This is a genomic window from Delftia sp. CH05 (assembly GCF_009827015.1).
Classification (GTDB): domain Bacteria; phylum Pseudomonadota; class Gammaproteobacteria; order Burkholderiales; family Burkholderiaceae_C; genus Comamonas; species Comamonas tsuruhatensis.
This window is the reverse complement of record NZ_WUMG01000068.1, coordinates 1-26,956: the sequence shown is the minus strand read 5'-3', so window position 1 is coordinate 26,956 and position 26,956 is coordinate 1. Positions and strand designations below refer to the sequence as shown.

Genomic DNA, 26,956 nt, shown 5'->3' with positions numbered 1-26,956 from the left:
CCACATCACCCCGCCCAGCCCCGCAAGCGCCGAGCCCGCCACGAACACGCCCACGAACAGGCGGCGCACGCGGTAGCCCAGGGCCTCCACCATCTCGCGGTCCTGCACGCCCGCGCGGATCAGCAGGCCGATCTTGGTGCGCGACAGCGTCCAGGCCAGCAGGGCAAACACCGCCAGCCCCACCAGCACGGCCACCACGCGGTACTTTTCCACGGCGGCATCGCCCAGCAGCCAGGCGCCCTTCATGCCCTGGGGCAGCGGCAGCGGAATCTGCTGCGGGCCCCAGATGAGCTTGATCAGCTCCTCGCCGATGATCATGCCGCCCATGGTGATCAGGATCTGCTTGAGATGCTGGCCGTACACGGGCCGCACGATGAAGCGCTCGAACGCCAGCCCGATGGCGCCCGCCACCAGCATGGCCACCACCATGGCCGGCAGCACGGCCAGCAGGTTGCGCCACAGCTGGTCCGACCCCGTCCAGTCGCCCATGGCACCCAGCACGCTGGTGGCCACGAAGGCGCCCAGCGCGATGAACACGCCGTGGCCGAAGTTCAGCACGTCCATCAGCCCGAACACCAGCGTCAGCCCCGAGGCGATGATGAACACGATCATCCCCATGGCCAGCCCCGCCACCGTCAGCGTCAGCCAGGTCGAGGCCGAGCCCACCAGCGGCAGCGCCACCAGGGCCAGCACGGGCACCAGCAGCAGCGGCTTGAAATCCACATCCAGCCTGTTCAGCTTGTTCATAGCGAAAGCCCCAGCAGCGACTGCTGCAACGCCGCGTCTGCCGAGAACTCGGCCATGCCGCCCGCGTGCACCACGCGGCCGTTGTCCATCACCGCCACGCGGTCGCCCAGGCGGCGCGCAAAGCCCAGGTTCTGCTCCACCAGCACAATCGTCGTGCCGCCCGTCTTGAGCTGGGCGAAGGCCGCGATCATGTTCTCGATGATGGCCGGTGCCAGGCCCTTGCTGGGCTCGTCCACGATCAGCAGGTCGCGCGGCTCCACGATGGCGCGCGCCACCGCCACCATCTGCTTTTGCCCGCCCGACAGCTTGCCGGCCGGGTGGTTCCAGAACTTCTCCACGGCCGGGAACATGCCGAAGATCCACTGCAGCCGCTGCGCGTCCATGCGGTCGGCGCGCGAGGCGCCGCGCGCGGCCAGCAGCAGGTTTTCCTGCACCGTCAGGTCCGCGAAGATGCCCATGTTCTCGGGCACATAGGCAATGTTCAGCCGCGCAATCGCGGGCGTGGGCAGGGCCGTGATGTCGGTCCCGCCAAAGGCGATGCGCCCCTGGCTGGCCCGCCACAGGCCCATGATGGTGCGCAGCGTGGTCGTCTTGCCCGCACCATTGCGCCCCAGCAGCATGGTCAGCTGCCCGCGCGGCACGGCCAGGTCCACGCCATGCAGGATGTGATAGGCCCCGATATGCGTGTGCACGCCCGACAGTTCGAGCAGGTTGGGGTTTGGGTTGAGGTTGGCGGCAGCGCTCACGCGGCCTCCTTCACGGCGCCCTGCTCCGGCATCACACCCAGGTAGGCCTGCTGCACCACAGGCGAGGCAATGACCTCGGCCGGCGGCCCATCGGCCACCAGCGTGCCATTGGTCAGCACGATGATGCGGTCGGCCAGCTCGCGCACCACATCCATCTTGTGCTCCACCAGCAGGATGATCTTGCTGCGGTCCTGCTTGAGCTTGCGTATCAGGTCCAGGATCACCGGCGCCTCGTCATGGCTCATGCCCGCCGTGGGCTCGTCGAACATATAGACCTGGGGTTCCAGCGCCATCAGCAAGGCCACCTCCAGCTTGCGCTGGTCGCCATGCGGCAGCGCGGCCACGGCCTCGTCGCGCCGTGCGGACAGGGCCACCTGGTCGAGGATGTGCAGCGCCTGCTGCGTCAATGCCCGGTGGTCGCTCCAGATGCTCCACAGGTTCAGGCCGCGCCGGTGCGGCCCCTCGTCGCGCGCCTGCACGGCCAGGCGCACGTTCTCCAGCACGCTCAGGTGCGGGAACAGATTGGTGAGCTGGAACGCCCGCCCCAGCCCGGCGCGCGTGCGCGCCGAAGGGGCCAGCCCCGTCAGCTCGCGCCCGCCCAGCAGCACGCGCCCGGCAGTGGCCTTGAGCTGCCCCGAGATCAGGTTGAAATACGTGGTCTTGCCCGCCCCGTTGGGGCCCACGATGGCCGTCAGCGTGCCCGGCTCGAAAGCGCAGCTCACGCCGTTGACGGCCACATGGCCCCCGAAGCGGATGGTCAGATCCTCTGTGCGCAACATTGCTCAGCGGCCGTTGCGGATGGGAACCTGCATCTCCTCGGGCTTGATCTCGCGCACCAGTTCCGGCACGCCCCAGGCCAGCGCCGGGTCCACGCGGATCTTGAAGTGGTACATGCTCTGCAGGGCCTGGTGGTCTTCCTTGCGGAAGGTCATCTGGCCCTTGGGCGTGTCGAAGCTCATGCCCTCCATGGCCTTGATCAGACCGTTGGTCTTGGTGTCTCCACCTGTCTTCTTGAGCGCCGTCACGATGGCCATGGCCGCAGAGAAACCGCCCGCCGTGAAGAAATCCGGCGGCGTCTTGTACTGCTTGTAGTGCATGGACACCAGCGCCTCGTTCACCGGGTTCTTGGGAATGCCGTAGTAGTAGTACGTGGCGCCCTCCATGCCCGGCAGATTCTTGTAGGCCGCCATGGCGGGCAGGATGTTGCCGCCCGTGGCGATCTCGATCCCGTAGCGCTTGAGGTCCAGGTCCGCGATCTTGAACGGATTGCCCGCCCCGGCCCACACGATCCAGATGATCTTCCTGCCCGGCTGGTCCTTGAGCTTGTCGATCAGCCGCTGCGCCCCTGCCGTGAAATCCGTGGTGGCGGCAGGCAGGTACTCCTCATGCGCCAGCTTGCCCTTCTTGATGGCGTCCTTGAAGGCCTTCACCCCGTCGCGGCCGAAGGCGTTGTCCTGGGCCAGCGTGGCAATCGTCACGCCCGCCCTGTCGATGGCCACCGCATTGCTGATGGCGTCCTGGCTGGAGTTGCGGCCCGTGCGGAAGATGTACTTGTTCCACTTGTCGCCCGTGATCGAATCGGCCACGGCCGGCTCCACCAGCAAAATCTTCTTGTACTCCTCGGCCACCGGCAGCATGGCCAGCGCCACGCCGGACGACGTGGGCCCCACGGCCAGATCGGCCTTGTCATCGGAATACGCCGTGGCCAGCAGGCTCTTGCCCAGGTCGGGCTTGCCCTGGTCGTCCTTCTCGATCACCACCAGCTTTTTGCCATTCACCGCCATGCTGCCGCCCGTGGCGTACTCCAGCCCCATCAGCAGCCCGGCCTGGGTCTGCTTGCCATAGGCCTCCAGCGCGCCGGTCTTGCTGTAGACGTGGGCAATGCGGATCTCGCCCTGCTGGGCCAGTGCAGCAGGAGCTGCAGCGGCCATGGCGGCGAGTGCGATGGCGCAATGGAGGAAGGGGCGGCGGTGCATGGTTTGTCTCCTTTGGGGTTTGCGGCTTGATGGCCTGGCTGGGCCTGCCGTTTTGCAAGGGGACCATGCATGCTTTGTGCCAGGCACGCCCAGGCGGCACCCAGGCGGCACCAAGACAGGGACGGCCTTGTGCCCCCGGGGCCAGGCAGCCCGTGCCAGGGCCGAAAGTGTCTGGCCATGGGACAGATTCAGTGTCTTTTTCCAAGACAGCTGCCTGAATCCGATACAGGGCAAACCATGAACTCCTGGGATGTTCCCCTGCGCCTGGCCCACCATCACGTCCTGGCCGGCCAGCAGCCTCATGAGTTCAGGAGGCCCATGGGCGTGGAGAGAAAACCGTTGTTTTCTTCAGGCAACAGCCGCTGATTCGGCCAGATGGGGCATGGTGCGCTGCCTCAGCTCGACCAGCGGCAATGCCCGCTGAACCGCCAGCGCGGCCCGCTGTAGCAATGCCTCGTCGTGCAGGCGGTAGTCCACGAAATCCTTGTCGGTCGCGTAGACACCCAGTGGCAGGGTGCGCGCCTGGAAGAAGCTGAACAGCGGCCGCAACTGGTGGTCGATCACCAGGGCATGGCGCTCGCTGCCACCGGTGGCCGCCAGCAGCACGGGTTTGTCGATCAAGGCGTCCTGGTGGACGAAGTCGAAGAAGTGCTTGAACAGTCCGGTGTAGGCGCCGCGAAAGACTGGTGTGGCCACCACCAGCACATCCGCCTGCTCCACCGCCGCAAGCTCCCGCTCCACCGTCTCGGGCAACTGCGAGCGCCACACCGCGCCGGCAAGCTGCGGCGCAAGCTGGCCCAGCTCCACCAGGCGTTGTTCGCACGGAACTTCGTCGGCGATCAGATCAGACAGATGCTCTGCCAGGGCGGCAGACTTGGAGGGGCGCTGCAGTCCGCCGGATACGGCGACCAGACGAAGTGGACGTGTCATTGCTGCTCTCACGCAAGATGGCCGGGGTTCAACGCGGGAGCCGGTTGTGGCGACCATGCGGTCCGAGGTGAAGTGATGGCCATGACTGCTTCCCAAAATGCAAACGAACAATGGGAGCGGATGATATGGAGCCAAATCAATGAAGTAAAATGGTTTTATCTCACAATTACATGATTGAAACTCATATAAAGCCTTAAACCTGCCCCGTCGGTGCTGTTCGGGGGAGCATCCGGGTCACAAGCGAGGCGGGCATCTGCATCGCGCACAAGCGGGCCGTTGCCGAACCGACATTCCCGCTCAGCGGCCCGCTTCCTGGGCCTGCACCAGACACTCCCGCAACGCCTGCGCCACAGGCCCGAGCATGCGATCGCGCCGCTGCAGCAGGCCCAGCGTGCGCCACACATCGGGCGCGGTCAGCGGCACGCCGCAGACCTGGGCATGGTCCTGGCGCAGGGCCAGCTGGGGCACGGCGGCCAGGCCCAGGCCCGCTTCCACCAGGGCCAGGGCGCCCGTGACGTGGTTGCATTCGTGCCAGGCCACGGGCTGCTCTGGCAGGCCGGCCATCACCTGGTCCAGCAGCAGGCGGTTGCCGCTTTGGTGGGAGACGGACACCAGGCGCTTGCCCGCCAGCTCGGCCCATTCCACCTGGCTGCGCCCGGCCCAGGCATGGCTGCGCGGCATGGCCAGCACATAGCGCTCGCGCGTGAGCGCCTCAAAGCGCAGCGACGGCTCCTGGCTGCCCGTGAAGCTCAGGCCGAAATCCGCCTCCCCGCGCAGCACGGCCTCCACCACCTGGTGCGCGCTCTCGTCGATGACGTGCACCTGCACATCGGGCTGCTCCACGGCAAAGGATTTCAGTACCGGGGGCAGCAGATTGGTGGCCACCGAAGGCACGCAGGCAACCGTCACGCGGCCACGGCGCAGCTTGACCTGGTCATCCACGCGCTGCACGGCCTCGTCCAGGCCGGCCAGGGCCCGGCGCGCCTCCTGCAGGAATTCATGGCCCACCTCGGTCAGCTCCACACGCCGCGTGGTGCGCTCCAGCAGCCGCGCGCCCAGCACGGACTCCAGCCGCTCCACCCGCCGGCTCAAGGCAGGCGGCGACAGGAAAAGCTCTTCCGCGGCCAGGCGAAAACTGGCTTTCTCGGCCGTGGTCACGAAGGCGATCAACTCCCCCATGTCGAATTTGATGCGCTGCATGCAACAGTCCCTCCAAAAGTTGCAATTCACAGAATAGCAGCCCCTGCATAGGATGGCGCCCTTGATAACGCTGCCCCCTGCGGGCAGGCAAGACCAACAAACGGAGACGACATGCACCAACGCAGACTGATCGCGGGCGGCGCCCTGGCAGCCCTTCTTTCCCTGGCCGTGGGCTCCGCCCAGGCCCAGGACTTCCCCCCCAAGAAACCCGTGGTCATGGTGGTCGGCTTTGCCGCAGGCGGCTCGGCCGACATTGCCGCGCGCATCATCGCCAAGAAGCTGGGCGAGAACATCGGCCAGAGCGTGGTCGTGGAAAACAAGCCCGGCGCGGGCGGCAACCTGGCCCACACGCAGGTGGCCAATGGCCCGTCCGACGGCTCGGTGCTGCTCTTCGGCTCCATCGGCCCGCTGGCCATTGCGCCGCACTTCATGAAGATCGGCTACGACCCGCTCAAGGACCTGGCCCCCATCACCATGGGCGTGAACTTTCCCAACGTGCTCGTCGTGCCGGCCGCCACCGGCATCAAGACCCTGGGCGAATACGTGGCCAAGGCCAAGCGCGAACCCGGCAAGCTGGACTTCGCCTCCACCGGCCCCGGCTCCGCATCGCACCTGGCCGGTGAACTGCTCAACGATGTCGCCAAGATCGACACCCTGCACGTGCCCTACAAGGGCGGCGCGCCCGCCCTGCAGGACGTGCTGGGCAACCGCGTGACCTCCTTCTACGCAGCCCCGCCCACGGCCCTGCCCCACATCGAATCGGGCAAGCTCATCCCGCTGGCCACCACGGGCCTCACGCGCCCGGCCTACCTGCCCAATGTGCCCACCGTGGCCGAGAGCTTCCCCGGCTTCAACGCCACCAACTGGTACGCCTTCGTGGCATCCGCCAAGACGCCCAAGCCCGTGCTGGACCGCTGGAACACCGAGCTGGTCAAGGTGCTGAACACCCCCGAAGTGCGCGACAACCTGCTCAAGCACGGCCAGACCGCCGCCCCGGGCACCCGCGAGGAACTGGGCCAGTTCATTGCCGCAGAACACGCCAAGTGGGGCCGCATCATCCGCGAGCGAAAAATCACCGCCGATTGATTCCCTCGCCAGCCGTTAGCCGTTCCCCAACCATAAAAAACCAGGAGACAAACCATGACCGCCATCCGTTCCACCCCCCTGCAGTCCTCCGTGCCATCCACCCTGCGCCGCCGCACCCTGGGCGCGCTGCTGGGCGGGGCCCTCAGCCTGGGCCTGGCCCTGGGCGCTGCCGTGCCCTCCACCGCCGCCGCAGATGAAATCCGCGTGGTCACCTCGGGCGGCTTCTCTGCCGCCTATGACCAGCTGATACCCCTGTACGAGCAGGCCACGGGCCACAAGGTCGTCACCTCGCGCGGCGCCTCCATGGGCAATGCGCAGGACTCCATTCCCAGCCGGCTGGCGCGGGGCGAGCAGTTCGACGTGGTCATCCTCGCCGACTCGGCCCTGGACAACCTGGCAGCGCAAGGCAAGGTGGAAGCGGGCAGCCGCGTGGACCTGGCGCGCTCCATGATCGGCATGAGCGTGCGCAAGGGCACGCCCAAGCCCGACATCAGCACCGTGGACGCGCTCAGGCAGACCCTGCTGGACGCCAAATCCGTTGCCTACTCGGCCAGCGCCAGCGGCACCTACCTGGCCAACGAACTGTTCCCGCGCCTGGGCGTGGCCGAGCAGATGAAGGGCAAGGCCACCCGCATCCTCAGCGAGCGCGTGGGCGCCGTGGTGCTGCGTGGCGATGCGGACATCGGCTTCCAGCAGGTCAGCGAACTGCTGCCGTTCAAGGAGCTGGAATTCGTCGGCCCCCTGCCCGATGAAGTGCAGCAGCGCGTCTTCTTCTCCGCAGGCGTGGCCACCGGCGCCAAGAGCCCTGAGACGGCGCGCCACCTGATCCGCTTCCTGGCAGCCCCCGCCGCCGCGCCCATCGTGCGCAGCACCGGCATGGAGCCGGCGGCCAAGCCCTGACGGCAGGCCCCCGAGCCCTCAAGGCTCTCTAGGCACTCAAGGCCCTCGACACAGAGAGGGCCTTCACCCCTCCCCGGTTCGACCTCCATTCAGCGGCGCTGCAACGGCACTGCTGCGGCATGCCGCTGCCCAGCCCTCTCACCCTCGCCACACCCATGAACACCAAAACCCTGGTGCTGATCACCCTCGCCGCCGCACCGCTGTCGGCCCTTGCGCAATCCAGCATCACGCTCTACGGCATTGCCGATACCGGCGTGCGCTACACCAGCGGCCTCACCGCTGCCAACGCGGCCAGCAACACCTCGGGCGCCGCGCTGTCCAGCGGCGTCAACACCACCAGCCGCTTCGGGTTTCGCGGGCGCGAAGACCTGGGTGGCGGCATGTACGCCCTGTTCAACCTGGAAACAGGCCTGAACCTGGACACCGGCACCACCGCCAACTCCAGCAAGTTCTTCGACCGCGCGGCCATCGTGGGCCTGGGCGGCAGCTGGGGCCAGGTCACGGCCGGCCGCCAGACCAACCTGCTGGCAGAGGCCATCAGCCCCGTGGACCCCGTGGGCATGCGGTTTGCCTCCTTCAACCCCAACATCGCCACCGCCGCGCTCAGCAGCCACGGCCTGGGCGTGGAATACGGCAGCGCGGGCGCCACCACCGGCTCGTACCGGCTGGACAACTCGGTCAAGTACACCGGCCGCTTCGGCGGCCTCACCGCCCGCGCCATGTACAGCTTTGGCGAGACGGCGCAGGGCGGCTCCGCCCGCTCATCGGCCGGCGCGGGCCTGGCCTATGGCACGAAGACATGGACCGTCTCCGGCGCCTACCAGCGCTTCAAGACCGCAGACCAGTGGGAACTGAAAGCCGCCACCCTGGGCGCCAGCTACCAATGGGACAAGCTGCGCCTTGCGCTGAACACCGCGCGCAGCGACGGCCAGACCAACGCCACCACCGCCCGCACCGTGCAGCGCGTGCACTCGCTGGGCGCCACCTGGTCTGCCCGCAGCACGCTGGACCTGACCGCCGCCCTGTACCGCGTGGAACGCGAACGCAGCGGCCGCGCCGCAGACGGCTACACCCGCGCCCTGCTGTTTGCGGAATACAAGCTGTCACGCCGCAGCAAGCTGTATGCGGAACTGGACCGCACGCATTGGAGCGGAGGGTTTCAGGGCGGGCAGAACAAGGATGTGGCTACGGGGGTGGCTGCGGGGTTGATGCATAGCTTCTGAGGGGCGCTGCGAGCACTCGCCCCATTGCCAACTCAACCGCCCAGCTTTTTGAATGGCGTGTCGGAAGTGATCCAGCCCTTGCCCTGGGGGCAGATCACTTCCTTGTAACGCAGCTCCTTTTCAAAGCTCCACTGCTGGCCGAATGCGCAAACGTCCCCTGCGTTGAGGACAAATGCCACTGTCTGCGGGTGGCCATTTTTCAGCAGAACATCGACGCTTTGCGTCGCTTCCTACCGGCCACTCGGCGACTGGCTGCATCCCAGAGTTGCCAGCAACGCCGTGATCGCCGTCCTTCGCAATAGGTTTTTCATCGACTGCCTTTCTTGTGGTTGTCGCGCGAAGACTTTCGAGCGACGGCTTCAGGCTGGTTGACGACGTTCAGCGGCGACAACCCAACGACGGCTATCGACCCGTTGCAGTCGTTCGTCGCGGGCCTGTCGGTGTCGGCTTTGCGGCGGTTGCGGTCTTCCAGACTTCGCCGTCGAACGCGCACTACCGGCCATCAGCAGTCGTACCCCACTAAGCCGCGAGCGACCGCTGCGGAAAAGAGCCGCCGCACAGGCCGCCTGCTCCGCACAAGCATCAGCGCGCTTGGTGCATCAAGAGACGCGAATCGAGGCTGAATGCTGCGCGGGTGTTGTCTGTTTTCAAGACCGGACAGCAGTCTCGACCAATACACTCGGCGCCATGCGTCCCCGCCAGGTTAAAGCCGCCCCTCCAGATGCTCAGGCGCCGAGATGGTGCGCATCCACTTCACCGACTCCACATTCCAGCCTGGCTCACGCTGCATGATTTCCATCACGCCTGGCAGATGCGCAGCGCCATACGTGACGTAGATTTTCGGGCGCTTGTCATCCAGCAATTGCCTTGCAAGGTGGCGATTGCGGAAGTCGAGCACCACCGGGTCCAGGTCACCGCCGCCGCCCTGGCCGGAACGGCGCATCACATAGGTCATGAACCCGCGGCACAGTGTGCCGGCGAGCGTGACCTGCCGCTCATCGCCAGACTTCTGCCATTCGATCACACGCGCCACGACGTCCGATGAATCGTCTTCAGCGTCGGTGGCTTGCTGCACTTCACGTTGGCGCATCGCTGCCGCGAAGGCTGGGTCGCTCTGCACCAATCTGTCGTATTCCTGCTTCATCGCTCGCGTGTCCACGTCCATGGTCACGTGCCGTTCGGGGTGGGCCTTGGCATCAGCCACCACCGGCCCGAAGTAGTCGATCTGGTAGGCGAGACCGCAGTTCTGGCCAAGCTCTCGGTAGCTGTCGCCAAGGTCTTTACCCTGGGTCAGGACCTTCTTGAACCAGGCGTCGGCTTCCGGATCGCTGTTGGCCACGCCTTCGTAGGCCAACACATAACCGTCGGCTAATGCCTTCTCAAGGTCGTAGACGATGGTCTTGAAGAACCGCTCGGCACCCACGTGCTGCATGCCTTGCAGCACGACGGTGCGGGGTCCGTTGGACATGGTGACGGTGGGCACGATGGCTGGACGTGTCTCGGTCATGACGGCAAGGACATACACCGGTGCTGCCGCCAATCCGCACAACAAAAACCACAATCCGACGCTGCCATGCAGCCAACTTGCAGCCCAGGACCGTGCCCTGGACGAACGCGAGATCCGCCGCCAAGTCCAGACCAGCGGAACCGCGATCAGCGCGGCCGCCAGTAGCAAAGCAGGCAGCGAGAGCCAACTCGCACCGAGAAGGATCGGCAGGCCCGCCACGAAACAAAGCACAAGCACTGCCCACAGCAATGTGGTCAAGCGGATTGACAGCGTGCTGCGCACAGGGCCGCTGTCGGTTGTAGGAGTGGAGGCCTCCATCTTCAGAACTTGCGGCCCGCGCCCCAGTCTCCCTGGTCGCATTTGCCGACGAAGCCGGGCTTGTCCTTGATCTCGACCATGCCGGTGCGCCGGTCGATGTTCACGCTGAGCCTGTTGAGGCCGTTGACCTGATAGCGCGCCGTGATGCGGTCGGGCGACATCTGCACATCCTCCAGCTGCCACCAACCGTCGACGCCGCCGGAATTCAGGGGCGGAATCATCTTGTCGCTCAGGTGGATGCGTCCCCGGCCATCGCGGAACTCGAACTGCACGCCGGTCTGGAACTGCTCGTTCGCAGACTCCACGCGCTGCGTGGGCTCGTAGTGCTTGCGCCTGTCGTTCCACTCGTAGCCCGAGTGGCTGGAGAACACTGCATGCTCGCCCTGACCGTAACAGATGAGTGTGAGCGCGTCCGGCTGGTGCGGGCGCGGCGGTATGTCGCCTGCCACGCCTCCAGGACGACAGTTCTGCTCAGGGATGCGGTTGATCGACGCGTAGCGGCCATCGTCGGTGGAAATCGCCACGCAGGCACGCTGCGCGTCGCTCCACCAGAAGGTCCAGGATTGTTCCCGCACGCGGGTGGCGCGCACCTGCTGGTAGCCACGCGCCTGCATCTGGGTTTCCCCGCCGGCGCCGCGCGCGCCGACAAGATCGGCAAGGTCCGGCGGGGTCTGTGCCTGTGCTGTAGCAACGCACAGCGTCGCAAGAAGTCCAACCGTCAATATCCGGCTTGTCATATGTCACTCCGTTCTGTCTGCATGATGGCATGCTGACGCGCCATCGGCTGCAATGCCGACACCCACAACCCACAGAACAGCATCACCAAATGGGTCGATATCAGACCAGAAGTTGGACGATCGACCAAGCCGGTTGGCCAGTCCTGAGCAGATGCTCCGTGTCGCATTCCTTTCCAAGCCTTCGTTCCCGCAGCAGCGCAGACTGGCAAATCCTAGACTCAAGGTCGTCGAAACTTCCGCCGCAATTCCAGCATGGTTCCGATCACGGAAAGCCCATGTTCGTCACTGCGCATGACGGGATGGTCTTGATTGAGCGGGATCAGCTCAAACACCTCATTACCAAGCCTATCGTTTCCGTGTAGCCGGTATTTCCGAAACAAGGCTTCGGTCTTTCCAACCTGGGCGGCCACGTAGTCTCCGGGCTGGGGCTTGATACCTGGATCGATCAGCACGCGGTCTCCTTCTCGGAACTCCGGAGTCATGGAGTTGCCAGCCAACTGGAGGAAGAACGCATGAACTGACGCATCGTTGGCAGAGACTTCCGTGCCCAGACTCTCCAGGTCCTCGACGGCTTCACTTCGGGCAACGGCCTGGCTGGAAGTAAGCACCGGGTATCGCCGAATTCCGCAGGGAAGCTGAGCAAGCATCGCCGCCTCGTCAGGCGTCATCACCCCCTCGCCGCTTTCCAGCCAAAGAGCGCTCACTCCGCACGCTGCTGCCATCGTGGCAGTCCGCTTGGAACCATGCCCTTTCGACTCAAGATCCCCAATGGAGGACTGCTTCAACCCTGCCTTTGCGGCGAGCTCCTCTTGAGTAAGACCTGCATGAGCACGAGCTGCTTTAAGACGCTTGGCGAAATCTGTGGACATAGCGCCGAAGCTTACGGAAAACCGATAACGATATATCGTTTACCTTTTAACGATTAAACGTTAGACTGCATCCATGCAATGGAAAGACTACCTCGCCAAGCTTGCAGCGAAGGGTGTCAGTCAAAGCCAGATCGCCCGCGAAGTGGGCTGCGGTCAAGCAACGATTTCTGACCTCGCACTGGGCAAGACCAAAGAACCGCGCACATCCCTGGGTATGGCGCTCATGCGCATCGGGGACCGCTGTGGCATCAAGACTCCCTACGGTGCCAGCCCTTCGGCACACGATGACGAGAGGTCCCGTGGCTGAGACCGCGCACGTCACCCACCGCTTCACCCCTGGGCTGCGCTTTGACGGGCTGTGGACGTACGCGGCGCGCATGCCGTCAGGCCGTCGCTATTGGGCGCGACTGCCGGCAACCCGCGCAGGCGGCGTGGCTGCAGCAGATCCACAGCGCGCGTGGTGGTGCGTGCGCCAGTGCGTTGCGGTGCTCAATCGCATGCCCTGGCATTCCGTGCATCTGCCCCCGGGCCTGCCTGTGCAGCCGGAATGCGGCGATGTGGCATTGGCCCTGGGCGCAATGCTTGCGGACTGGAACGTCAAGGTGCTCGACGAGAGCACGGCACAGGCGCCGCTGCTGCGCAGCACCGATGCGCTGCTTGCCAATGGCTGCTCTTTGCTGCAGTTGCAGGCCGAAGATTTGAGTGTTGGCGCGCCACCCGTTTTCTGGGCCTGGGTGGTCGGCGTGGAAATGCATGAGAAGTTCAAGCGCGCCAAGCGCACTTCGGCCTTTGACGTGCCCGGGCGTCCTCGCGCCCTGCTGATCTGGCCCTTCGGCTCGAAATCTCCCCTGACAAGGAACCACGCCTTGAGGATGACGGTGGATGGCGAAGGGCTGTGCGGTGTGGATGGCATCGATGCGCGCCGGGGCCGGTACCGGTGCATCGGGGCCATTACCGTGGCGCAGTCGGACAACCACAGCGCCGGCAACGGCGGCCTTTCCGGATCCGAATAATGCAAAAGCCCGACGACGCACCAGAGCCATGTGAGCGGGAGGTTCCGCAGGAAGGCATCCGTCTCGATCACCGCCTCATCTGCGGCCTGCGCTTTGATGAGCACTGGCAATACAGGAGACGCACGGAATCGGGCCACACCAGTTGGACACAGCTGCCAATGGCATCCGACCCCGTTGCCCCGGCCGACCCCTATGGCGTCTGGTGGTGCGTTCGCCGGTGCACCGTGGTGCTGGAGCAGCGAAGCTGGCTGTTCCTGCAGCTTCCCACTCACCTGCCCGCTGTTGCCGGCGTGCAGGAGATGGCGCAGATCCTCGATGTGCTGATGCCCGATTGCAACGTGCAGGCACATGCGCAATGCGCCGAGACACACTTGCTCTGCGCCCATGCGGTGGAGCAGGCAGGAAGTGCATTGCTAATGCTGGAGTCGCCGGAATGTGACGGCCCCAAGCCCGGCATTTTCTGGGCCTGGGTGGTGGGCTACGAGCCGCAACTGCCTTTGCCGTGCACCGAAGATTGCGTTGCACCCGACACGTGGCAGCCACTGGACATACAAGCCATGGCACCGCCCCAGGCCCTGCTGGTCCTGCCCTTCGACTGGACCATCCCCCGGTCCAGCGGATACCCCACCCGGATCCAGGTGCAAGCCGACGGGTCCTGCCATCTGCAAAATGCCGACGGGCCATGGCACCCATGCCGTTGGCTTGGCACTGTCACGCTTGGAGGCAGGACCGCACCGGCCTGACGGTGGCACGCCTGCCTCTCAGATACGCGGCGTGTACTTGAGCGTGAACATGAGGTTGCGCGGGTCGCCGAAGTCGTTGTTGCCGTTTTGCTCGGCACAGCCGGGGATCCAGTAGCGCTTGTCGAAGACGTTGTTGAGGTTCATGACTAGAGCTGACGGGATGTGGTGACGGCGGCGCAGCGGGATGTGTTGTGGCCGGTAGTCCGTATCTATTGGCAACGATGACCTAATTTGTCATTTGCTCAAGAGTCAATCTTGGGCAATCTTGGCACTCCCTTGGAATATTTTCAAATATCACATCATTTCCCACCATGATGCTATTCATTGGCGGTTCAAGATACCAATATATTGAGCCATTCAACCAAAGATCCACCACAGCGCTTTCAGAAATAAGTCTACCTGTTTTTACTTCATAAAGACGCACAGTCATGGGCATTTTCATCTGGTGATAAATCAGTTTCTGGGCTAATGGCACGTAATAGTACTCAACCCTGTAAACGCCGCGGGGGCTGATGCTCTCACCTTGTTTCTTTGGTATCATGAACAGCAAAAGCAATACCGTAACCAATACCATCCCCAGAATGATAAATATCCATTTTTTACTATATTTAATCTTCACAAAATTATCTCCTGAGGGTGATTTATTTTTACCCGATGAACACTAGATAAAATCATAAAATCGCCACCTCTATTATTTTTTTCTTCTCCATTCTCGAAAATCATCATTTTGCACGGCATATTTGTATTTTTTACATCTTCGGGTTTCTCATGCACCGTCTTCCTCTCTGTCTCAACATCCCAACGTATTTGATAGGTTCTTTCAACTCCTTCAACCCCCCAAAACCCCAACGGTTGGGACAAAAGATCAAAAGAATCATTGAAATCATAGGCATCCCTTAGATAAAAGCCCAGTTCTTCAGGAATGAATTTCAGTTCACTGCCACTAGAAACAACAGTACCCTCCACTGCAACGTTCATTTGCGCCTCGCCCATTGCCCCATAGAAATCATCCATCGGATCGCTGAGATGCCCAAATTTGATGTAATTTACTTGGCAGGTTTCTTCCAATATTTTTGAAGAGCGAGATAGATCACCGAATTCCCAGGATTTATCGGACTTTCCCAAGCTCTGAGCTAAGATTCGAGATTTAAAAACCATCCTACCCGACTTTGAATCCCATCTTCTAGTCAATTCGGACATTGCATTTTGCACTCGAGCGAATCCAAGCGCCCATTGCATGGTAACCAAGCCTTCTTCCAAATATGCTGCCCCAAGTGCATTTGGACGATAGTGTCCTTTTCCCAGCTTCATATCATCGGGCATAGCAAAAGCAGCGCCATTGAACCAACGTTCCATCAATGCGGCAGCCACATGCCAACCAAGCCTGCTACGCATTACCAACGGAATATCCCGCAACTGAAAAACCTCCGTTGTGCATTTATGCCTGGGCAACTCTTTTAATTGAGATCTGAAAACTTCCTGATCCATTTTAATCAACTCAGACATTAGCACCCCCATATCACCAAAAGAGGTTTATTGTATCTTTCAAGAATTCATTAAAACGACCCAATCAATCAGCATGTTGAAAAACCACCAATGAGCATGGCATGCTAACCACTCCGGAAGATCCAATCGGTAACCAGCTGTCTACTACTTCGCCTTCGACGCAAGGAACGCAACCTATCAGGGGGTTGCCGCTGGTGCCGTCTGCATCACAATTTTTGGTGCAACGAATTGAATTAGGGAAACAATGCAGACACGGTTTGATTCAGCTTGCAAATAATCCGGGGTCCACGCCACCTCTCCCAATCCAGAGGCAGCCCGACGGCCTGTGCGACCTGTCCAGCACAGACGGCCCCTGGTGCGTCTGCCGCTGGCTTGCCACCATCCAATGCAACGCGACGGTATGCCCGAAGCCTGCGTGCTTTGCCGGCATATGGTTTCAAGGAGCAATTGGCTGGAGAGTTCAAGCCACCAGCCGCTCACTACGCGTTGTGCAGCGACAGCCAAGGGTTCTACGCCGAGTCTCTAACGCCCTTTCCGGCAGCGGGCGCAAGTGGGATGGCACACCAGAAGCCACGATGCAGATGGCAATAATGCTCGCCCCGATCCGCATGGGTTCTTGATGCGCCCTGCGCAGCACGCCTCAGGTCGGCGTGTCCACGTCATCCCAGTCATTGCCCTCGAAGCGCACCAGCCAGTTCAGGGCGTGGTGGCGCTCCATGAGCACGTCGGCGTTCAGCCCTGCGGGCGCGGGCTGCTGCTGCACCTGGGCCTGGCGCACGATCCAGTGCAGGCGGTAGTGCTGGTCCAGGGCGTCGAGGATTTCGCTGTCGGGCCGCATGCGCGCGGCATGCAGGGCGCCTTGCAGGTCGCCGGCCTGCAGCAGGGTGCGCGAGGTGAGCGGCACGTCGCAGATGGCATCGGGGAACGGCAGCGCATCGACCAGGCCCAGCGCCCATTCCAGCAAGTACGCGGCTTCGTAGCGCCAGCCGAACTTGGCGATGGCCTCTTCGGAGGGCTGGGCAGTGGCCATGAAGTCGCGCTCGTTGGGGGTGAGCGCGGCCTGGGCGGCTGGCAGGCGCTGGAACAGCTCGTCGGACGTGAGCGGTTCGCCACTGTTCATTGCTTCGTTCAGTGCGTCGTTCAGCGATTCGGCGCGCACGGCCACGGCCAGCAGGGCGAAGGCGCGGGCGGCGATCTCGTCGGGCGCGCGCATGCGCAGTTCGGGCTCGGAGATCAGCGGCGGCAGGCTGGCCGCTGGCATGAAGCCGCGCTGCGCCAGCGTCTGCTCGCTGCGCTGCTTGCGCTGCCAGGCCTGCTGCGGATAGGGCAGCGCGGCCTGTTCATCGGGCTCGGCGCCGTTGGCGGCCAGCAGGATGCGGCCCTGCGGGTCGCGAATGCTGCCGTCCGCCAGAAATGCGATGGCGTTGGCGCGCTGTGCCCAGCCGGCAAAGGCATCGAGCTGCTCCGGCGCAATGCCCAGGCTCAGGTGCTGCTGCACGCGCTGGATATGGCGCATGGCGTGGTAGCGGTTGCGCGTCATCTGCCCATCGCCGCGCCCCAGCACATAGCCGACAAAGCCGGAAAGATGCGGTGCCAGCTCGGGGTCCGACAGATCGCGGCGCCCGGCCAGCGTGTGCGGAAAGTCAATCGCAGGAAGGTCCCAGACGGTGCAGTAGGCGTTGATGAGTACTTCGTCCTTTGCAGCATCCGCCTGGGGTTCTTGCAGCTGGCGCTGGTGTTGCTGGTGTTCCTGTGGGCGAGCGGGCTCGGGTGCAGGCTTGCTGAATGCGGTCTTGAGGCGGGTAAGGAGGTTTTTCATGTTCACGGACTGGGTTCCGGGATGGGCTCCGGGATGGGGAACAGCAGGAATCGCCCTGCCTCTTGGCCACGGTACGGCCTGCAGATGGCGGGTGACTCAGCCCCCCAGCTCCAGCACCGCCATGCGGTCATACAGCGTGGCCCGCGAGATGCCCAGCTGGCGCGCCGTGGCCAGCTTGTTGCCGCTGTTGGCGGCCAGGGTGGCGGTGATGGCCTTGCGTTCCAGCTCGGCCACCTGCTGGGCCAGGGGGCGCAGCAGGTCGGTGTCGGCGGGGCTGTTGTGGGCAGGGGACGGCGCGGGCGCAGTCTCGGGGCCCGGCGCGGGGGCGGCGGGTTCCACGCCCGATGAGCGCAGCACTTCGCGCAGTTGTTCTGCGTTGATGGCGGTGTCTTCGCTGCGCATGGCGGCCTGCTCCAGCACGTTGCGCAACTCGCGGATGTTGCCGCGCCAGGTCTGGCCGGCCAGCAGGGCCAGGGCGTCGGGCAGCAGTTCGGGCGGGGGCATGTCGTTGCGCAGGGCCAGTTCTTCGGATAGGACTTCGACCAGTGCCGGGATGTCGCGCCTGCGTTCGCGCAGCGGGGGCACGCGGATGGGCAGCACGTGCAGGCGGTAGAAGAGGTCTTCCCGGAAGCGGCCATCGCGCACCATCTGCGGCAGGTCGCGCGAGGTGGCTGCCACCACGCGCACGTCAAAGCGCACGAGCTGGTTGGAGCCCAGCGGTTCGATCTCGCCTTCCTGCAGCGCGCGCAGCAGCTTGGCCTGCAGGTTCAGGGGCATGTCGCCGATTTCGTCGAGGAACAGCGTGCCGCCGTCGGCCAGCTTGAATTTGCCGTCGCGCGGCTTGCGGTCGGCGCCGGTGAAGGCGCCGGGGGCAACGCCGAAGAATTCGGCCTCCAGCAAGGCGTCCGGCACGGCGGCGATGTTGACGGTGACGAAGGGGCCGCCGCTGCGGGCCGATGCGGCGTGGATGGCATGGGCCAGCAGTTCCTTGCCGGTGCCGGTCTCGCCCAGCAGCAGCACGGGGCTGAGCGACTGGGCCGCGCGGCGCGCCTGGCGCTTGACCTCCACGGCCGCCGGGCTGCTGCCTACAAAGCTGGCAAAGCTGTACTTGGCGCGGCGCTCGCCCTGCACGGCCACGCGCAGGCTGCGGTTGCGCTGGGCGGCCAGCTCGCGCCGGGCCTCGTCCAGGTCGCGTTGCAGAACGGCGAACTTGCTGATCAGGGGCTGCAGCGTGATCTCCGGCTGGTCGAACAGCACGATGCCGATGGCGCCGATGACCGCGCCCGCATCGTCCTTGAGCGGGATGCGGCTGACCACGAAGGTGCCGGCGCGGTTGGTGAGCAGGTCGATGAGCACGGGCTCGCCGGTTTCCAGCACGCGGCGCATGCGGGTGTTGGGGATGACGTCCTCGACCATGTGGCCCAGGAACTCATCCACCGAGGCCACGCCCAGGTCGGGCAGGAAGCGCTGGTAGCCCTCGTTGACCCAGACGATGCGCCCCGCCCTGTCGGCCAGGAACATGCCCTGGCTCATGGTGGAGAACAGCTGGAACATGGAGCGCGCTGCCAGCGCGAGGATGCCGTCGGCATCGAGCGGCAGGGGCTGGACCAGGGTGGGTGTGGGCGGCATGGATGGCATCCTAGCCGAGTCGCCCCTGCCAGGCTGCGGCACTCAGCCCTGCTCGATGGCGACCTGGGTGCAGATGGCGCAGCACATCTGCGCAGCCTGCTCGTTGGCGATGAAGTAGTAGATGCTGACGCCTTCACGGCGCCGGCCCAGCACGCCGGCCTGGTACAGCGTGTTCAGGTGCTGGGACATGTTGGGCTGCGTGGTGGCGATGCTGGCGAGCAGCTCGGTCACGTTCTTCTCGCCATTGCACAACACGCTGATGATCTTCAGGCGCACGGGCGCCGCCATGGCACGGAACAACTCCGCAGCGCTCTCGAAAACGCTGTCGTCGCTCAGGTCCATGCTGTCATTGCGGCTGTCCATAGGCGTCTGTCATCCTGGTATACGGCGGGAGGGCAAGGGGGCTGGCACGCTTTGCCGCCCGACCGGGCTAGTTTATAGCCCGCAGGGCGGCAGCGCAGGCTCGGTGCGGCTTGATGGAAGGCAAGCCGCCCTGTCATCGCTCAGAAATCAACCGTGGCCGACAGCATGAAGGTGCGCGGTGCGCCCAGCCCGAGGCTGGTCCACAGCGGCGTGGCCCAGTAGGCCTTGTTGGCCACGTTGGTGATGCTGCCGCGCAGCGTGAGCGGATGGCCGGCCGCCGTGGTCACGTAGCGCGCGCCGATGTCGAACACGGTGCGGCCCGGCACGGACAGCGAGTTGTCGGCATTGATGTACTGCCTGGACGCCGTGGTGGCGTTGGCCGTCAGCGTCAGGCCCTGCACGGCGGGCAGGTCCCACTCCACGCCCAGCTTGCCCTGCAGCCTGGGCACGCCCGCCGCCAGCTTGCCCTGGTTCACGCCGCCTGCCGTGGGGGTGAGCTTGGGCTGTACGTAGGCAATGCCGCCCATCAGGCGCACGCCCGTGGCCACGTTGCCGAAGAAGCCCCATTCCACGCCCCGGTTGCGCTGCTCGCCGCCGAAGGAGAAGACGTTGGAGACGGGATCGGTGTAGCCGTTGGGCCGCTGGATCTCATAGAGGCTGAAGGTGTGGGCGAAGTCGCCCAGGTCCAGCTTCAGGCCCAGCTCCTTTTGCCGGGACTTGTAGGGCGCGAACACTTCGCCCGCGTTGGCCGCCGTCATGGGGGCGGTGGCGCCCTGGCTCAGGCCTTCGATGTAGTTGGCGTAGACCGAGACACGCTCGCTGGCCTTCACCAGCAGCGCGGCGGCCGGCGTGGTGGCGCCTTCGTCATAGCGCGAGGTGCGCGCGCCCGTGGCCACGTTGAAGGTGTCGCTGAGCACCTGCTGGCGGCGCAGGCCCAGGGTGAGCTGCACGCGGTCCTGCGCGAAGGACAGGGTGTCGGCCACGCCGATGCTGGTCAGCCGCAGTTCGGTGCGCGAGATCGGGGGCGCGTTGAAGCTGGTGGCCGGGCCCCAGATGGGGTGGTAGATGTTGGTGATCCAGTCCTGGGTCAGCACGTTGCGGCGGCCGAACTGCTTGTCGGTATGCGTGTAGTAGGTGGCGTTGAGCGCCCACTGGTGGCCCACGCCGGCCGTGTTGAACTTGCCCTTGAGGCCGGCTTCGGCCGACTTCTTGTCCATCTCGAAGCCCAGGTCGGCCAGGTTGGTGCGGTAGTCGCCGGCCGTGTTGAAGACCTGGATCAGGTAGGCCCCCGTGGAGCGGTACCGGGTCTTGCTGGTGCCCACGGCGGCATAGGCCGTGACGCGGTCGCCCAGGTCGAGTTCGCCGCGCACCATGGCGCCCTTGTCCTTGGTGTCGTAGAAGGCCCAGCTGGGGTTGAGCAGGGTGTCGGCCTTGGGTGGCCTGGGCACGGGCAGGCCTGCGGCCAGGTTGATGCCGCGGTTCAGGCCGTCGGTGCGGTCCTCGCTGCTGTACAGGTCGGCCGACAGGCGGGCACGGTCGCCGCGCCAGTCCAGGCCCAGCGAGGCCAGCCGGGTCTCTTTTTCCTGATGGTTCACGGCGCCGTCGCCGTCGCGCAGCACGCCGTTGAAGCGGATGCCGAACTGCTTGCGCTCGCCGAACCGCCGGCCCAGGTCGATGTGGGCGCCCAGCTGCGCATCCGACATGAAGGAGGTGGTCAGCCGCGTCAGCGGCTCGTCGCCCGCGCGCTTGGGCACGAGGTTGACCGTGCCGCCCACCGAGCCGCCGGGCGGCATGCCGTTGAGCAGGGCCGAGGGGCCCTTGAGCACGTCCACGCGCTCGAACATTTCTGGCGATGCGCGGTAGAACGGCGCCACGCCGAACAGCCCGCCAAACGTGACATCGCCGATGCTGGAGCTGAAGCCGCGAATGGAGTAGTTCTCGCTGATGATGCCGGTCATGCCCGTGCTGAACACGGTGGGGTCGGCGGCGGAGATCACGTCGGTGATGTCGCGGGCCTGGCGGTCGGCGATGAATTTCTCGGTATAGCTGATGGTGTTGAAGGGCGTCTCCATGAAGTCCTTGTCACCCAGCAGGCCCATGCGGCCGCCTGTGGAGACCTGGCCGCCGGCATAGGCTTCCGGCGCCTGCTGAGCCTGTGCGCGCACGGTGACGGCAGGCATGAGCACGCCGCCGTCCACGGGCGCTGCCGCGTTGCGGTCGCGGCCCAGGGTGTAGCTGCCGTTGGCTTCGCGCAGGGCGCGCAGGCCCTGGCCGCGCAGCAGCTCGGCAAAGCCTTCGGCCACGCTGTAGCTGCCCGACAGGCCTGCGCTGCTGCGGCCTTGCAGCAGGCTGGAATCCACCGTCAGCTCCACGCCGGCCGATGCGGCAAAGGCGTTGAGCGCCTGGCCCAGCGGGCCGGCCGGGATGCTGAAGGCGCGGCGGGCCTCGCCGGGTGCCGCCCCGGAGGCGGCTCCAGATGCGGCCCCCTGGGCTGCCGCCTGCGCCAGCGCGGACGGCATGGCCACGGCCAGGCCCCCCAGTGCCAGGCCCGCCATGCAGAGCATGTGCACGGCGATGGCCGTGTGCCTGCAGGCAAAGGCCGGGGGCGGCAGGGCGCGCGATGCGCCGTTGTGCGCGGGACGGGATGGATGGCGTAGTGCCATGCGGGACTCCTTTCGATTCGGGTAGGCGTTGGGTGCTTCACCTTGTCTTCCGAACGAAAACGACAAACCCTCAATCGAGAATGCGATCAATTTGCAACCGCAGCGGCCACCGGGCCCGCGCCCGCTGCCGGCACATCGCCGTAGCCCTTGAGCACGTCATCGACCATGAGCTTCACCGAGGTCACGCTGGCCGCCGTGACGTACCAGGCCTCGGAATCGACGAAGACCACGCGGTTGTTCTTCCAGGCGCTGGTCTGGCGCAGCAGCGGGTTGTCCATGCCGGCAGAATCCATGCCGGGGCGGCGCTGCATGATGGCCGTGCGGTCGATCACGTAGAGGATGTCCGGGTTGGCCTGCTGGATGAATTCGCTGGAGATGGGCTGGCCGTGCAGGTCGGCCTCGGCCGCCGTGCTGGCGGGCCTGACGCCCAGCGCGTTGAAGACAAAGCCGTAGCGCGACTGCGGGCCGAACGAGGTGAAGGCGCCGTTGTTGTGCATGACGATGAGGGCCGTCTCCGCACGGCCCTCGGTGGCGCGCCGGGCCTGGGCCACCTTGTCGTCCATCTCGGCGGCCTTGGCGCGCGCCAGGTCCTGCTTGCCGAAGATGCGGCCCAGGGTCAGCAGGTGATCGCGCACGGTGTCCAGGTGCCGGGTGCCGCTGTTCCTGAAGTCCACGTCGAAATGAACCGTGGGCGCAAAGCCCGAAAGCTCCTGGTAGGCGCTGGCCTGGATGGGCGAGATCAGCACCAGGTCGGGCTTGAGCGCATGCACGCGCTCCAGGTTGGGCTGGACGATGGAGCCCAGGTCCTGCACGTTGGCATCGTCCTTGTACCGGGCCAGGAAGTGGGGCACGAAGTCCTTGGGCATGCCGGCAATGGGCACGCCGAGCTGGTCGAGGAAGTCGGCCTCGTTCATGTCCAGCGCGGCCACGCGCTGCGGCGGGCGCTCCACCACCGTGGTGCCCAGCTGGTGCTGCACCGTGACGGGCGTGAACTCGCCGGCCGCCGCCTGCGGCGCTGCGGCCTGTGCCGACGGGTTGGCGGGCCGGTCGCAGGCCGACAGGGCCAGGGCAGCAGCCAGGGCCAACATGGGAGCGTGATGGGGAACGCGGAACAGACGGGTCACGGGCTTTCTCTCCTGAAAAATGGCATGCATTGCTTGACTGTTTTTGGTGGCGCCGGTGCTCGGCTCAGGCCCGGCCGCGCCCGCGCACCATGAGCGCGAGGAAGTAGCTGCCGCACACCAGGTTGACGAGGATGCCCACCGAGGTGCGGTAGTTGAAGACATGCTCCACCGCCAGTTGCGCCGCGATGAAGATGGACACGGCCACGGCGCAGCCCAGCGGCAGCGTGACCCGGTGGCGCGCCGTGCCCGCCAGCGCATAGCTGATGTGGGCCACGAAGATGCCCATGAAGGCCGTGGGCCCCAGCAGGCTGGTGGACACCGCCACCAGCGCGGCAATCAGCGCCAGCTGCAGGCGCAGCTGGCGCTGGTAGTGCACGCCCAGCGAGATGGCCTGCTCGCGCCCCAGGGCCAGCACGTCCAGCACGGGCAGGCTGCGCCGCACGATCACGCAGGCCACGGCCACGATCAGCGCCGACCACAGCAGCTGCGCGGGCCGGGCGCGGTTGAACGAGGTGTAGCTGTAGCCCTGCAGCACAGAGAACTCTCCGGGGCTGATGCGCAGCTGCACGAACTGCGTGAAGGTGCCTATCACCATGCCCAGCACCAGGCCCAGCAGCAGCAGGAAGTACACGTTGTCGCGCCCCCCGCCCAGCAGCCAGCGGTGCAGGGCCCAGGAGTAGCCCAGCATGCAGGCCACCGACAGCCAGAAGTTGCCGCTGGGGCCCAGCACCACCAGGCTTTGCACGCCCATGGCCAGCACCAGCAGCGCCTGCAGCAGCAGGTAGACCGCCTCATAACCCATGATGGCGGGGGTGAGGATGCGGTTGCCCGCAAGCGTCTGGAAGACGATGGACGACAGCGCAATGCAGATGCCGCCGATGACGATGGCCGACAGCCGCGTCAGCCGCCGTGCAATGACGTAGCCGAAGTCCAGCCCCGAGCCCAGCAGCACGAAGCAGGCCGCCAGCGCGGCCACCACCAAGGCAGCCGCAATCCACGCGGTGGTGTGAGGCAAGGCCTTGCGCATCACGGCCTTCTGCGCAGGATGAGCACGAGGAAGAGCACGCCGCCCACGCTACCCGCCGTCAGGCCGATCGGCACCTCGAAGGGGTGCATGATCAGCCGGCCCACGATGTCGCAGGCCAGCAGCAGCGAGGCGCCGCTGAGCGCGACGATGGGCAGGGTGCGGCCCAGGTTCTCGCCGCATCGCATGGCCACCAGGTTGGGAATGACCAGGCCCACGAAGGGAATGGCGCCCACGGTGATGACCGTGGCCGAGACGGTGACCGCCACCAGCACCAGGCCCAGCGTGGCCAGCGCCGGATAGCTCAGCCCCAGGCTGGTGGCCATGCCCTCGCCCATGCCCAGCACGGTGAAGCGGTGCGCAAACGCATAGGTCAGCACCACGATGGGCACGATGAGGTAGATGATCTCGTAGTGGCCCTGCACAATGCGCGAGAAGTCGCCCAGCAGCCAGCCCTGCATGCTTTGCAGCAGGTTGTGGCGGAAGGCATGGAACTCGGCAATGGCGCTGAGCACGCTGCCGTACATCAGGCCGACCACGGGCACCAGCACCAGGTTGCGCAGGCGCATGCGGCGGATGATGGCCACGTACAGCAGGCTGGCGCCCAGGCAGAACACGAGCGCGAACACCATGCGCCAGGCCACGCCCCACGCGCCCGAGGTGAAGGCCGAGGCGGGCGCCACCGTCAGCGACACCAGAATGCCCAGCTTGGCCGCATCCAGCCCCCCACAGGTCGCAGGCTCCACAAATCGGTTCTGCACGATCTGCTGCAGCACGACGCCGCACACCGACAGCCCCACCCCCGTGAGCACCAGCGCTGCCAGCCGCGGCAGGCGGCTGGCCGTGAGGGTGAGCCAGGCATCGCCCGACAGCGACAGCAGCTGCCCCCATTCCACCTGCCGCGCGCCGGTGAGCACGGAGGCGCAGCACAGCGCGGCAAACGGCAGCAGCCACGGCGCCAGGCGCGGGACCTGCGTCCCTGTCGTTGGCTTCGCAGGCTCGCTCAACGGAGGTCCTCGCCCATGCCTGTGGCCGTTCCCGTGCGCGTTCCCGCAATGCGCCAGCCCTTGGCGGCGCGCCGCCGCGCCAGAAAGCGCGCATACAGGCCCTGCGCCTGTGCCAGCTGCTGCGGCGTGCCCTGCTCGCTGACGCGGCCCTGGTCCAGCACGATGATCTGGTCGGCCATGGCCACGGTGGACAGCTGGTGGGCAATCACGATCAGCGTGCGCCGGCCGCGCAGCCGCGCCAGCGCCTGGGCGATGGCGGCCTGGTTTTCGGCATCCAGCGCGGCCGTGGCCTCGTCGATCAGCAAAATGGGCGCATCCTTGATGAGCGCACGCGCGATGGCGATGCGCTGGCGCTCGCCGCCCGACAGGCGCGCCCCGCCCTCGCCCACCGGCGTGTCCAGGCCCTGCGGCAGGCGCTCGATGATTTCGGCCACGCCGGCCTGGCGGGCGGCTTCCATCACCTCGGCATCGCTGGCCTGCGGGCGGCCCATGCGGATGTTGTCGGCAATGGAGCCCTGGAAAAGGTAGCTGTCCTGGAAGATCTGGCTGATCTGCCCGGCCAGCCGCTCGCCCGCGATCTGGCGCACGTCGATGCCGCCCACCAGAACGCTGCCCTGCTGCACATCGAAAAAGCGTGCGACCAGCCGCAGCACGGACGATTTGCCAGAGCCCGAGGCGCCCACCAGCGCCGTCATCGAGCCCGGCTCCACGCGCAGGCTCAGGCCGCGCAGCACCTCGGGCTGGCCCGGCGCGTAGCGGAACACCACATCGCGCAGCTCCACCGAGGCATCGCGCGGCGCCTGGGGCACGGCAGGCTCGGGCAGCGGCTGGACCGCGAGGATGTCGCGCACGGCATCGAGCTGCACGCGCGCGGCGCGCAGCGAGTCGGCGTAGCCGGCCACCTCCAGCAGCGGATCGACATGGCGGCAGGCCAGCAGCAGGGCCACGATCACGGGGATGGCGGCTTCCATTCCCATGCCCATGCCCTGTGCTGCAACGCCGCCCAGGCGCTCGTCCAGCCACAGCGCGCCGGCCACCAGCAGGGCCGCAAACACGGCCTGCACGGCCCAGCCGTTGAGCACGCCCGACAGCGCCGCCAAGCGGATGGATTGCGCGCCCGATGCGCGCTGCCGGCCCAGGGCCTGCTCCAGCCAGCGCGTGCCGCCGCCTTCGCCATTGAAGGCGCGCAGCACGGACTGCGCCTGCGCAAACTCCACCATGCGCTGGCTGGCGCCGGCCATGCTGCGCTGCAGGCGTTCGTCGGCACGGCGGCCCAGATGCGCGGTGACCAGCAGCACGCCGGCCAGCAGCGGCAGCGCCAGCAGTGCAATCAGGCCCATGCGCCAGTCCATGGCACACAGCGCGGCCACCACGGCAACGGGCGCCACGGCGCCGCTGAACACGGGCGTGAACACATGGGCCGGCAGCTGGGCCACTTCCATCATTCCCTGCGAAACGACGTGGTTGAGCCGGGCCGTGTTCTCGGGCGTGAACCATCCCACGGGCAGGCGGGCCACATGGTCGCCAAGCCGGTGGCGCGCCACGCGCAGCACGGCGGCGCCCAGGCCCAGGCCGGCTTTTTCCACCTGGCGCTGCCAGGCCCAGCACAGCACCACGCCCGCCAGCAGCACGGCCAGCCAGGCCGCGGCGCCGCGCGTATCGCCTGCCAGCAGGCTCGACAGCACGGGCACAAGAGCGGTGACAACCAGGCCGCTGAGCAGGCCATGCAGCACGGCCATGCAGGCATAGCGGCGGAAAAGCCGGGCGTCGTCGCCCAGCAGTTGCATCAGGGTCTTCAGCATGGGGGCAGCTCCGGGGCCAGGGCG

26 protein-coding genes are annotated in these 26,956 nt (G+C 65.7%); 6 read left to right on the top strand and 20 right to left on the bottom strand.

The annotated features are described in order from the left end of the window. The 6 genes from GRX31_RS28875 to GRX31_RS28850 form a co-directional block, all read right to left on the bottom strand. A partial coding sequence (locus GRX31_RS28875) for a branched-chain amino acid ABC transporter permease (protein WP_160856009.1) occupies nt 1-747 on the bottom strand: 747 nt, incomplete at its 3' end. After that, a complete protein-coding gene (locus tag GRX31_RS28870; RefSeq protein ID WP_160856007.1) occupies nt 744-1,493 on the bottom strand; it encodes an ATP-binding cassette domain-containing protein in 750 nt (249 codons plus the stop codon). The genes GRX31_RS28870 and GRX31_RS28875, both read right to left, overlap by 4 nt. Beyond that, nucleotides 1,490-2,272: an ABC transporter ATP-binding protein gene (locus GRX31_RS28865; RefSeq protein WP_160856005.1), complete on the bottom strand. Its 783-nt coding sequence runs from the start codon at nt 2,270-2,272 to the stop codon at nt 1,490-1,492. Before GRX31_RS28865 ends, GRX31_RS28870 begins: the two co-directional genes overlap by 4 nt. 3 nt (nt 2,273-2,275) lie before the next feature. Next, a complete protein-coding gene (locus GRX31_RS28860) occupies nt 2,276-3,469 on the bottom strand; it encodes a substrate-binding domain-containing protein (RefSeq protein ID WP_047474939.1) in 1,194 nt (397 codons plus the stop codon). A gap of 348 nt (nt 3,470-3,817) precedes the next feature. Continuing rightward, nucleotides 3,818-4,399, bottom strand: coding sequence for an FMN reductase (gene msuE, locus GRX31_RS28855; protein ID WP_016454049.1), 582 nt, complete (start codon nt 4,397-4,399; stop codon nt 3,818-3,820). 297 nt (nt 4,400-4,696) lie between these two features. Further along, entirely contained in the window at nt 4,697-5,599 is a 903-nt protein-coding gene (locus tag GRX31_RS28850; protein WP_160856003.1) for a LysR family transcriptional regulator, read from the bottom strand. A 111-nt stretch (nt 5,600-5,710) separates the two neighbouring features. On the opposite strand from GRX31_RS28850, the gene GRX31_RS28845 reads away from it, so the two are divergent. From GRX31_RS28845 to GRX31_RS28835, 3 genes are all read left to right on the top strand, one after another. Next, nucleotides 5,711-6,685: a Bug family tripartite tricarboxylate transporter substrate binding protein gene (locus GRX31_RS28845; RefSeq protein WP_160856001.1), complete on the top strand. Its 975-nt coding sequence runs from the start codon at nt 5,711-5,713 to the stop codon at nt 6,683-6,685. A gap of 54 nt (nt 6,686-6,739) precedes the next feature. Further along, nucleotides 6,740-7,585 (top strand): substrate-binding domain-containing protein, encoded by an 846-nt coding sequence (locus tag GRX31_RS28840; protein WP_160855999.1) that lies wholly within the window; start codon nt 6,740-6,742, stop codon nt 7,583-7,585. A gap of 119 nt (nt 7,586-7,704) precedes the next feature. Next, nucleotides 7,705-8,808, top strand: coding sequence for a porin (locus GRX31_RS28835; RefSeq protein WP_160855997.1), 1,104 nt, complete (start codon nt 7,705-7,707; stop codon nt 8,806-8,808). A 703-nt stretch (nt 8,809-9,511) separates the two neighbouring features. Here the strand turns inward: GRX31_RS28835 and GRX31_RS28830 are convergent. From GRX31_RS28830 to GRX31_RS28820, 3 genes are all read right to left on the bottom strand, one after another. Then, entirely contained in the window at nt 9,512-10,633 is a 1,122-nt protein-coding gene (locus tag GRX31_RS28830) for a hypothetical protein (protein WP_237426811.1), read from the bottom strand. A gap of 2 nt (nt 10,634-10,635) precedes the next feature. Then, entirely contained in the window at nt 10,636-11,370 is a 735-nt protein-coding gene (locus GRX31_RS28825) for a hypothetical protein (RefSeq protein WP_016449620.1), read from the bottom strand. A 218-nt stretch (nt 11,371-11,588) separates the two neighbouring features. Further along, nucleotides 11,589-12,239: a LexA family protein gene (locus GRX31_RS28820; protein ID WP_160855995.1), complete on the bottom strand. Its 651-nt coding sequence runs from the start codon at nt 12,237-12,239 to the stop codon at nt 11,589-11,591. A gap of 73 nt (nt 12,240-12,312) precedes the next feature. Between GRX31_RS28820 and GRX31_RS28815 the strand changes: the two genes are divergently transcribed. The 3 genes from GRX31_RS28815 to GRX31_RS28805 all read left to right on the top strand — a co-directional run bounded on the left by GRX31_RS28815 (nt 12,313) and on the right by GRX31_RS28805 (nt 13,995). Continuing rightward, a complete protein-coding gene (locus tag GRX31_RS28815) occupies nt 12,313-12,546 on the top strand; it encodes a hypothetical protein (protein ID WP_046240142.1) in 234 nt (77 codons plus the stop codon). A gap of 250 nt (nt 12,547-12,796) precedes the next feature. Further along, nucleotides 12,797-13,252, top strand: coding sequence for a hypothetical protein (locus GRX31_RS30960; protein ID WP_227469566.1), 456 nt, complete (start codon nt 12,797-12,799; stop codon nt 13,250-13,252). Continuing rightward, nucleotides 13,252-13,995: a hypothetical protein gene (locus GRX31_RS28805; RefSeq protein ID WP_160855993.1), complete on the top strand. Its 744-nt coding sequence runs from the start codon at nt 13,252-13,254 to the stop codon at nt 13,993-13,995. Before GRX31_RS30960 ends, GRX31_RS28805 begins: the two co-directional genes overlap by 1 nt. A gap of 18 nt (nt 13,996-14,013) precedes the next feature. Here GRX31_RS28805 and GRX31_RS28800 read toward each other — a convergent pair whose 3' ends face one another. The 11 genes from GRX31_RS28800 to GRX31_RS28750 form a co-directional block, all read right to left on the bottom strand. After that, the gene (locus tag GRX31_RS28800; protein ID WP_160855991.1) at nt 14,014-14,139 is read right to left on the bottom strand and encodes a TonB-dependent receptor; all 126 of its coding nucleotides are present in this window, start codon (nt 14,137-14,139) and stop codon (nt 14,014-14,016) included. 82 nt (nt 14,140-14,221) lie between these two features. Next, nucleotides 14,222-14,614, bottom strand: a complete 393-nt coding sequence (locus tag GRX31_RS28795; protein ID WP_223275242.1) for a hypothetical protein — start codon at nt 14,612-14,614, stop codon at nt 14,222-14,224. Beyond that, nucleotides 14,611-15,501 carry a DUF6402 family protein gene (locus GRX31_RS28790; protein ID WP_237426810.1) on the bottom strand — a complete coding sequence of 297 codons (891 nt, stop codon included), beginning with the start codon at nt 15,499-15,501 and terminating at the stop codon, nt 14,611-14,613. Before GRX31_RS28790 ends, GRX31_RS28795 begins: the two co-directional genes overlap by 4 nt. Nucleotides 15,502-16,141: 640 nt before the next feature. Continuing rightward, nucleotides 16,142-17,320 (bottom strand): DUF4272 domain-containing protein, encoded by a 1,179-nt coding sequence (locus GRX31_RS28785; protein WP_160855989.1) that lies wholly within the window; start codon nt 17,318-17,320, stop codon nt 16,142-16,144. A gap of 96 nt (nt 17,321-17,416) precedes the next feature. Then, a complete protein-coding gene (locus tag GRX31_RS28780) occupies nt 17,417-18,949 on the bottom strand; it encodes a sigma-54 interaction domain-containing protein (RefSeq protein WP_160855987.1) in 1,533 nt (510 codons plus the stop codon). 42 nt (nt 18,950-18,991) lie between these two features. Next, nucleotides 18,992-19,312 (bottom strand): ArsR/SmtB family transcription factor, encoded by a 321-nt coding sequence (locus GRX31_RS28775; protein WP_016449629.1) that lies wholly within the window; start codon nt 19,310-19,312, stop codon nt 18,992-18,994. A 140-nt stretch (nt 19,313-19,452) separates the two neighbouring features. Next, nucleotides 19,453-21,975 carry a TonB-dependent receptor gene (locus GRX31_RS28770; RefSeq protein WP_160855985.1) on the bottom strand — a complete coding sequence of 841 codons (2,523 nt, stop codon included), beginning with the start codon at nt 21,973-21,975 and terminating at the stop codon, nt 19,453-19,455. A gap of 86 nt (nt 21,976-22,061) precedes the next feature. Beyond that, nucleotides 22,062-23,099, bottom strand: coding sequence for an ABC transporter substrate-binding protein (locus tag GRX31_RS28765; protein WP_160855983.1), 1,038 nt, complete (start codon nt 23,097-23,099; stop codon nt 22,062-22,064). A gap of 64 nt (nt 23,100-23,163) precedes the next feature. Beyond that, nucleotides 23,164-24,126 (bottom strand): iron chelate uptake ABC transporter family permease subunit, encoded by a 963-nt coding sequence (locus GRX31_RS28760; RefSeq protein WP_017405488.1) that lies wholly within the window; start codon nt 24,124-24,126, stop codon nt 23,164-23,166. After that, nucleotides 24,126-25,130 (bottom strand): ABC transporter permease, encoded by a 1,005-nt coding sequence (locus tag GRX31_RS28755; protein ID WP_016454035.1) that lies wholly within the window; start codon nt 25,128-25,130, stop codon nt 24,126-24,128. Before GRX31_RS28755 ends, GRX31_RS28760 begins: the two co-directional genes overlap by 1 nt. Further along, nucleotides 25,127-26,932, bottom strand: coding sequence for an ABC transporter ATP-binding protein (locus GRX31_RS28750; protein WP_160855981.1), 1,806 nt, complete (start codon nt 26,930-26,932; stop codon nt 25,127-25,129). Before GRX31_RS28750 ends, GRX31_RS28755 begins: the two co-directional genes overlap by 4 nt. Nucleotides 26,933-26,956 lie beyond the last annotated feature (24 nt).

Excerpts from the sequence above, each read along its gene's own strand:
- GRX31_RS28865 (WP_160856005.1), bottom strand. The coding sequence starts at position 2,272 with ATGTTGCGCACAGAGGATCTGACCATCCGCTTCGGGGGCCATGTGGCC.
- GRX31_RS28860 (WP_047474939.1), bottom strand. The coding sequence starts at position 3,469 with ATGCACCGCCGCCCCTTCCTCCATTGCGCCATCGCACTCGCCGCCATG.
- msuE (WP_016454049.1), bottom strand. The coding sequence starts at position 4,399 with ATGACACGTCCACTTCGTCTGGTCGCCGTATCCGGCGGACTGCAGCGC.
- GRX31_RS28850 (WP_160856003.1), bottom strand. The coding sequence starts at position 5,599 with ATGCAGCGCATCAAATTCGACATGGGGGAGTTGATCGCCTTCGTGACC.
- GRX31_RS28845 (WP_160856001.1), top strand. The coding sequence starts at position 5,711 with ATGCACCAACGCAGACTGATCGCGGGCGGCGCCCTGGCAGCCCTTCTT.
- GRX31_RS28840 (WP_160855999.1), top strand. The coding sequence starts at position 6,740 with ATGACCGCCATCCGTTCCACCCCCCTGCAGTCCTCCGTGCCATCCACC.
- GRX31_RS28835 (WP_160855997.1), top strand. The coding sequence starts at position 7,705 with ATGCCGCTGCCCAGCCCTCTCACCCTCGCCACACCCATGAACACCAAA.
- GRX31_RS28830 (WP_237426811.1), bottom strand. The coding sequence starts at position 10,633 with ATGGAGGCCTCCACTCCTACAACCGACAGCGGCCCTGTGCGCAGCACG.
- GRX31_RS28825 (WP_016449620.1), bottom strand. The coding sequence starts at position 11,370 with ATGACAAGCCGGATATTGACGGTTGGACTTCTTGCGACGCTGTGCGTT.
- GRX31_RS28820 (WP_160855995.1), bottom strand. The coding sequence starts at position 12,239 with ATGTCCACAGATTTCGCCAAGCGTCTTAAAGCAGCTCGTGCTCATGCA.
- GRX31_RS28815 (WP_046240142.1), top strand. The coding sequence starts at position 12,313 with ATGCAATGGAAAGACTACCTCGCCAAGCTTGCAGCGAAGGGTGTCAGT.
- GRX31_RS28805 (WP_160855993.1), top strand. The coding sequence starts at position 13,252 with ATGCAAAAGCCCGACGACGCACCAGAGCCATGTGAGCGGGAGGTTCCG.
- GRX31_RS28800 (WP_160855991.1), bottom strand. The coding sequence starts at position 14,139 with ATGAACCTCAACAACGTCTTCGACAAGCGCTACTGGATCCCCGGCTGT.
- GRX31_RS28790 (WP_237426810.1), bottom strand. The coding sequence starts at position 15,501 with ATGTCTGAGTTGATTAAAATGGATCAGGAAGTTTTCAGATCTCAATTA.
- GRX31_RS28785 (WP_160855989.1), bottom strand. The coding sequence starts at position 17,320 with ATGAAAAACCTCCTTACCCGCCTCAAGACCGCATTCAGCAAGCCTGCA.
- GRX31_RS28780 (WP_160855987.1), bottom strand. The coding sequence starts at position 18,949 with ATGCCGCCCACACCCACCCTGGTCCAGCCCCTGCCGCTCGATGCCGAC.
- GRX31_RS28775 (WP_016449629.1), bottom strand. The coding sequence starts at position 19,312 with ATGGACAGCCGCAATGACAGCATGGACCTGAGCGACGACAGCGTTTTC.
- GRX31_RS28770 (WP_160855985.1), bottom strand. The coding sequence starts at position 21,975 with ATGGCACTACGCCATCCATCCCGTCCCGCGCACAACGGCGCATCGCGC.
- GRX31_RS28760 (WP_017405488.1), bottom strand. The coding sequence starts at position 24,126 with ATGCGCAAGGCCTTGCCTCACACCACCGCGTGGATTGCGGCTGCCTTG.
- GRX31_RS28750 (WP_160855981.1), bottom strand. The coding sequence starts at position 26,932 with ATGCTGAAGACCCTGATGCAACTGCTGGGCGACGACGCCCGGCTTTTC.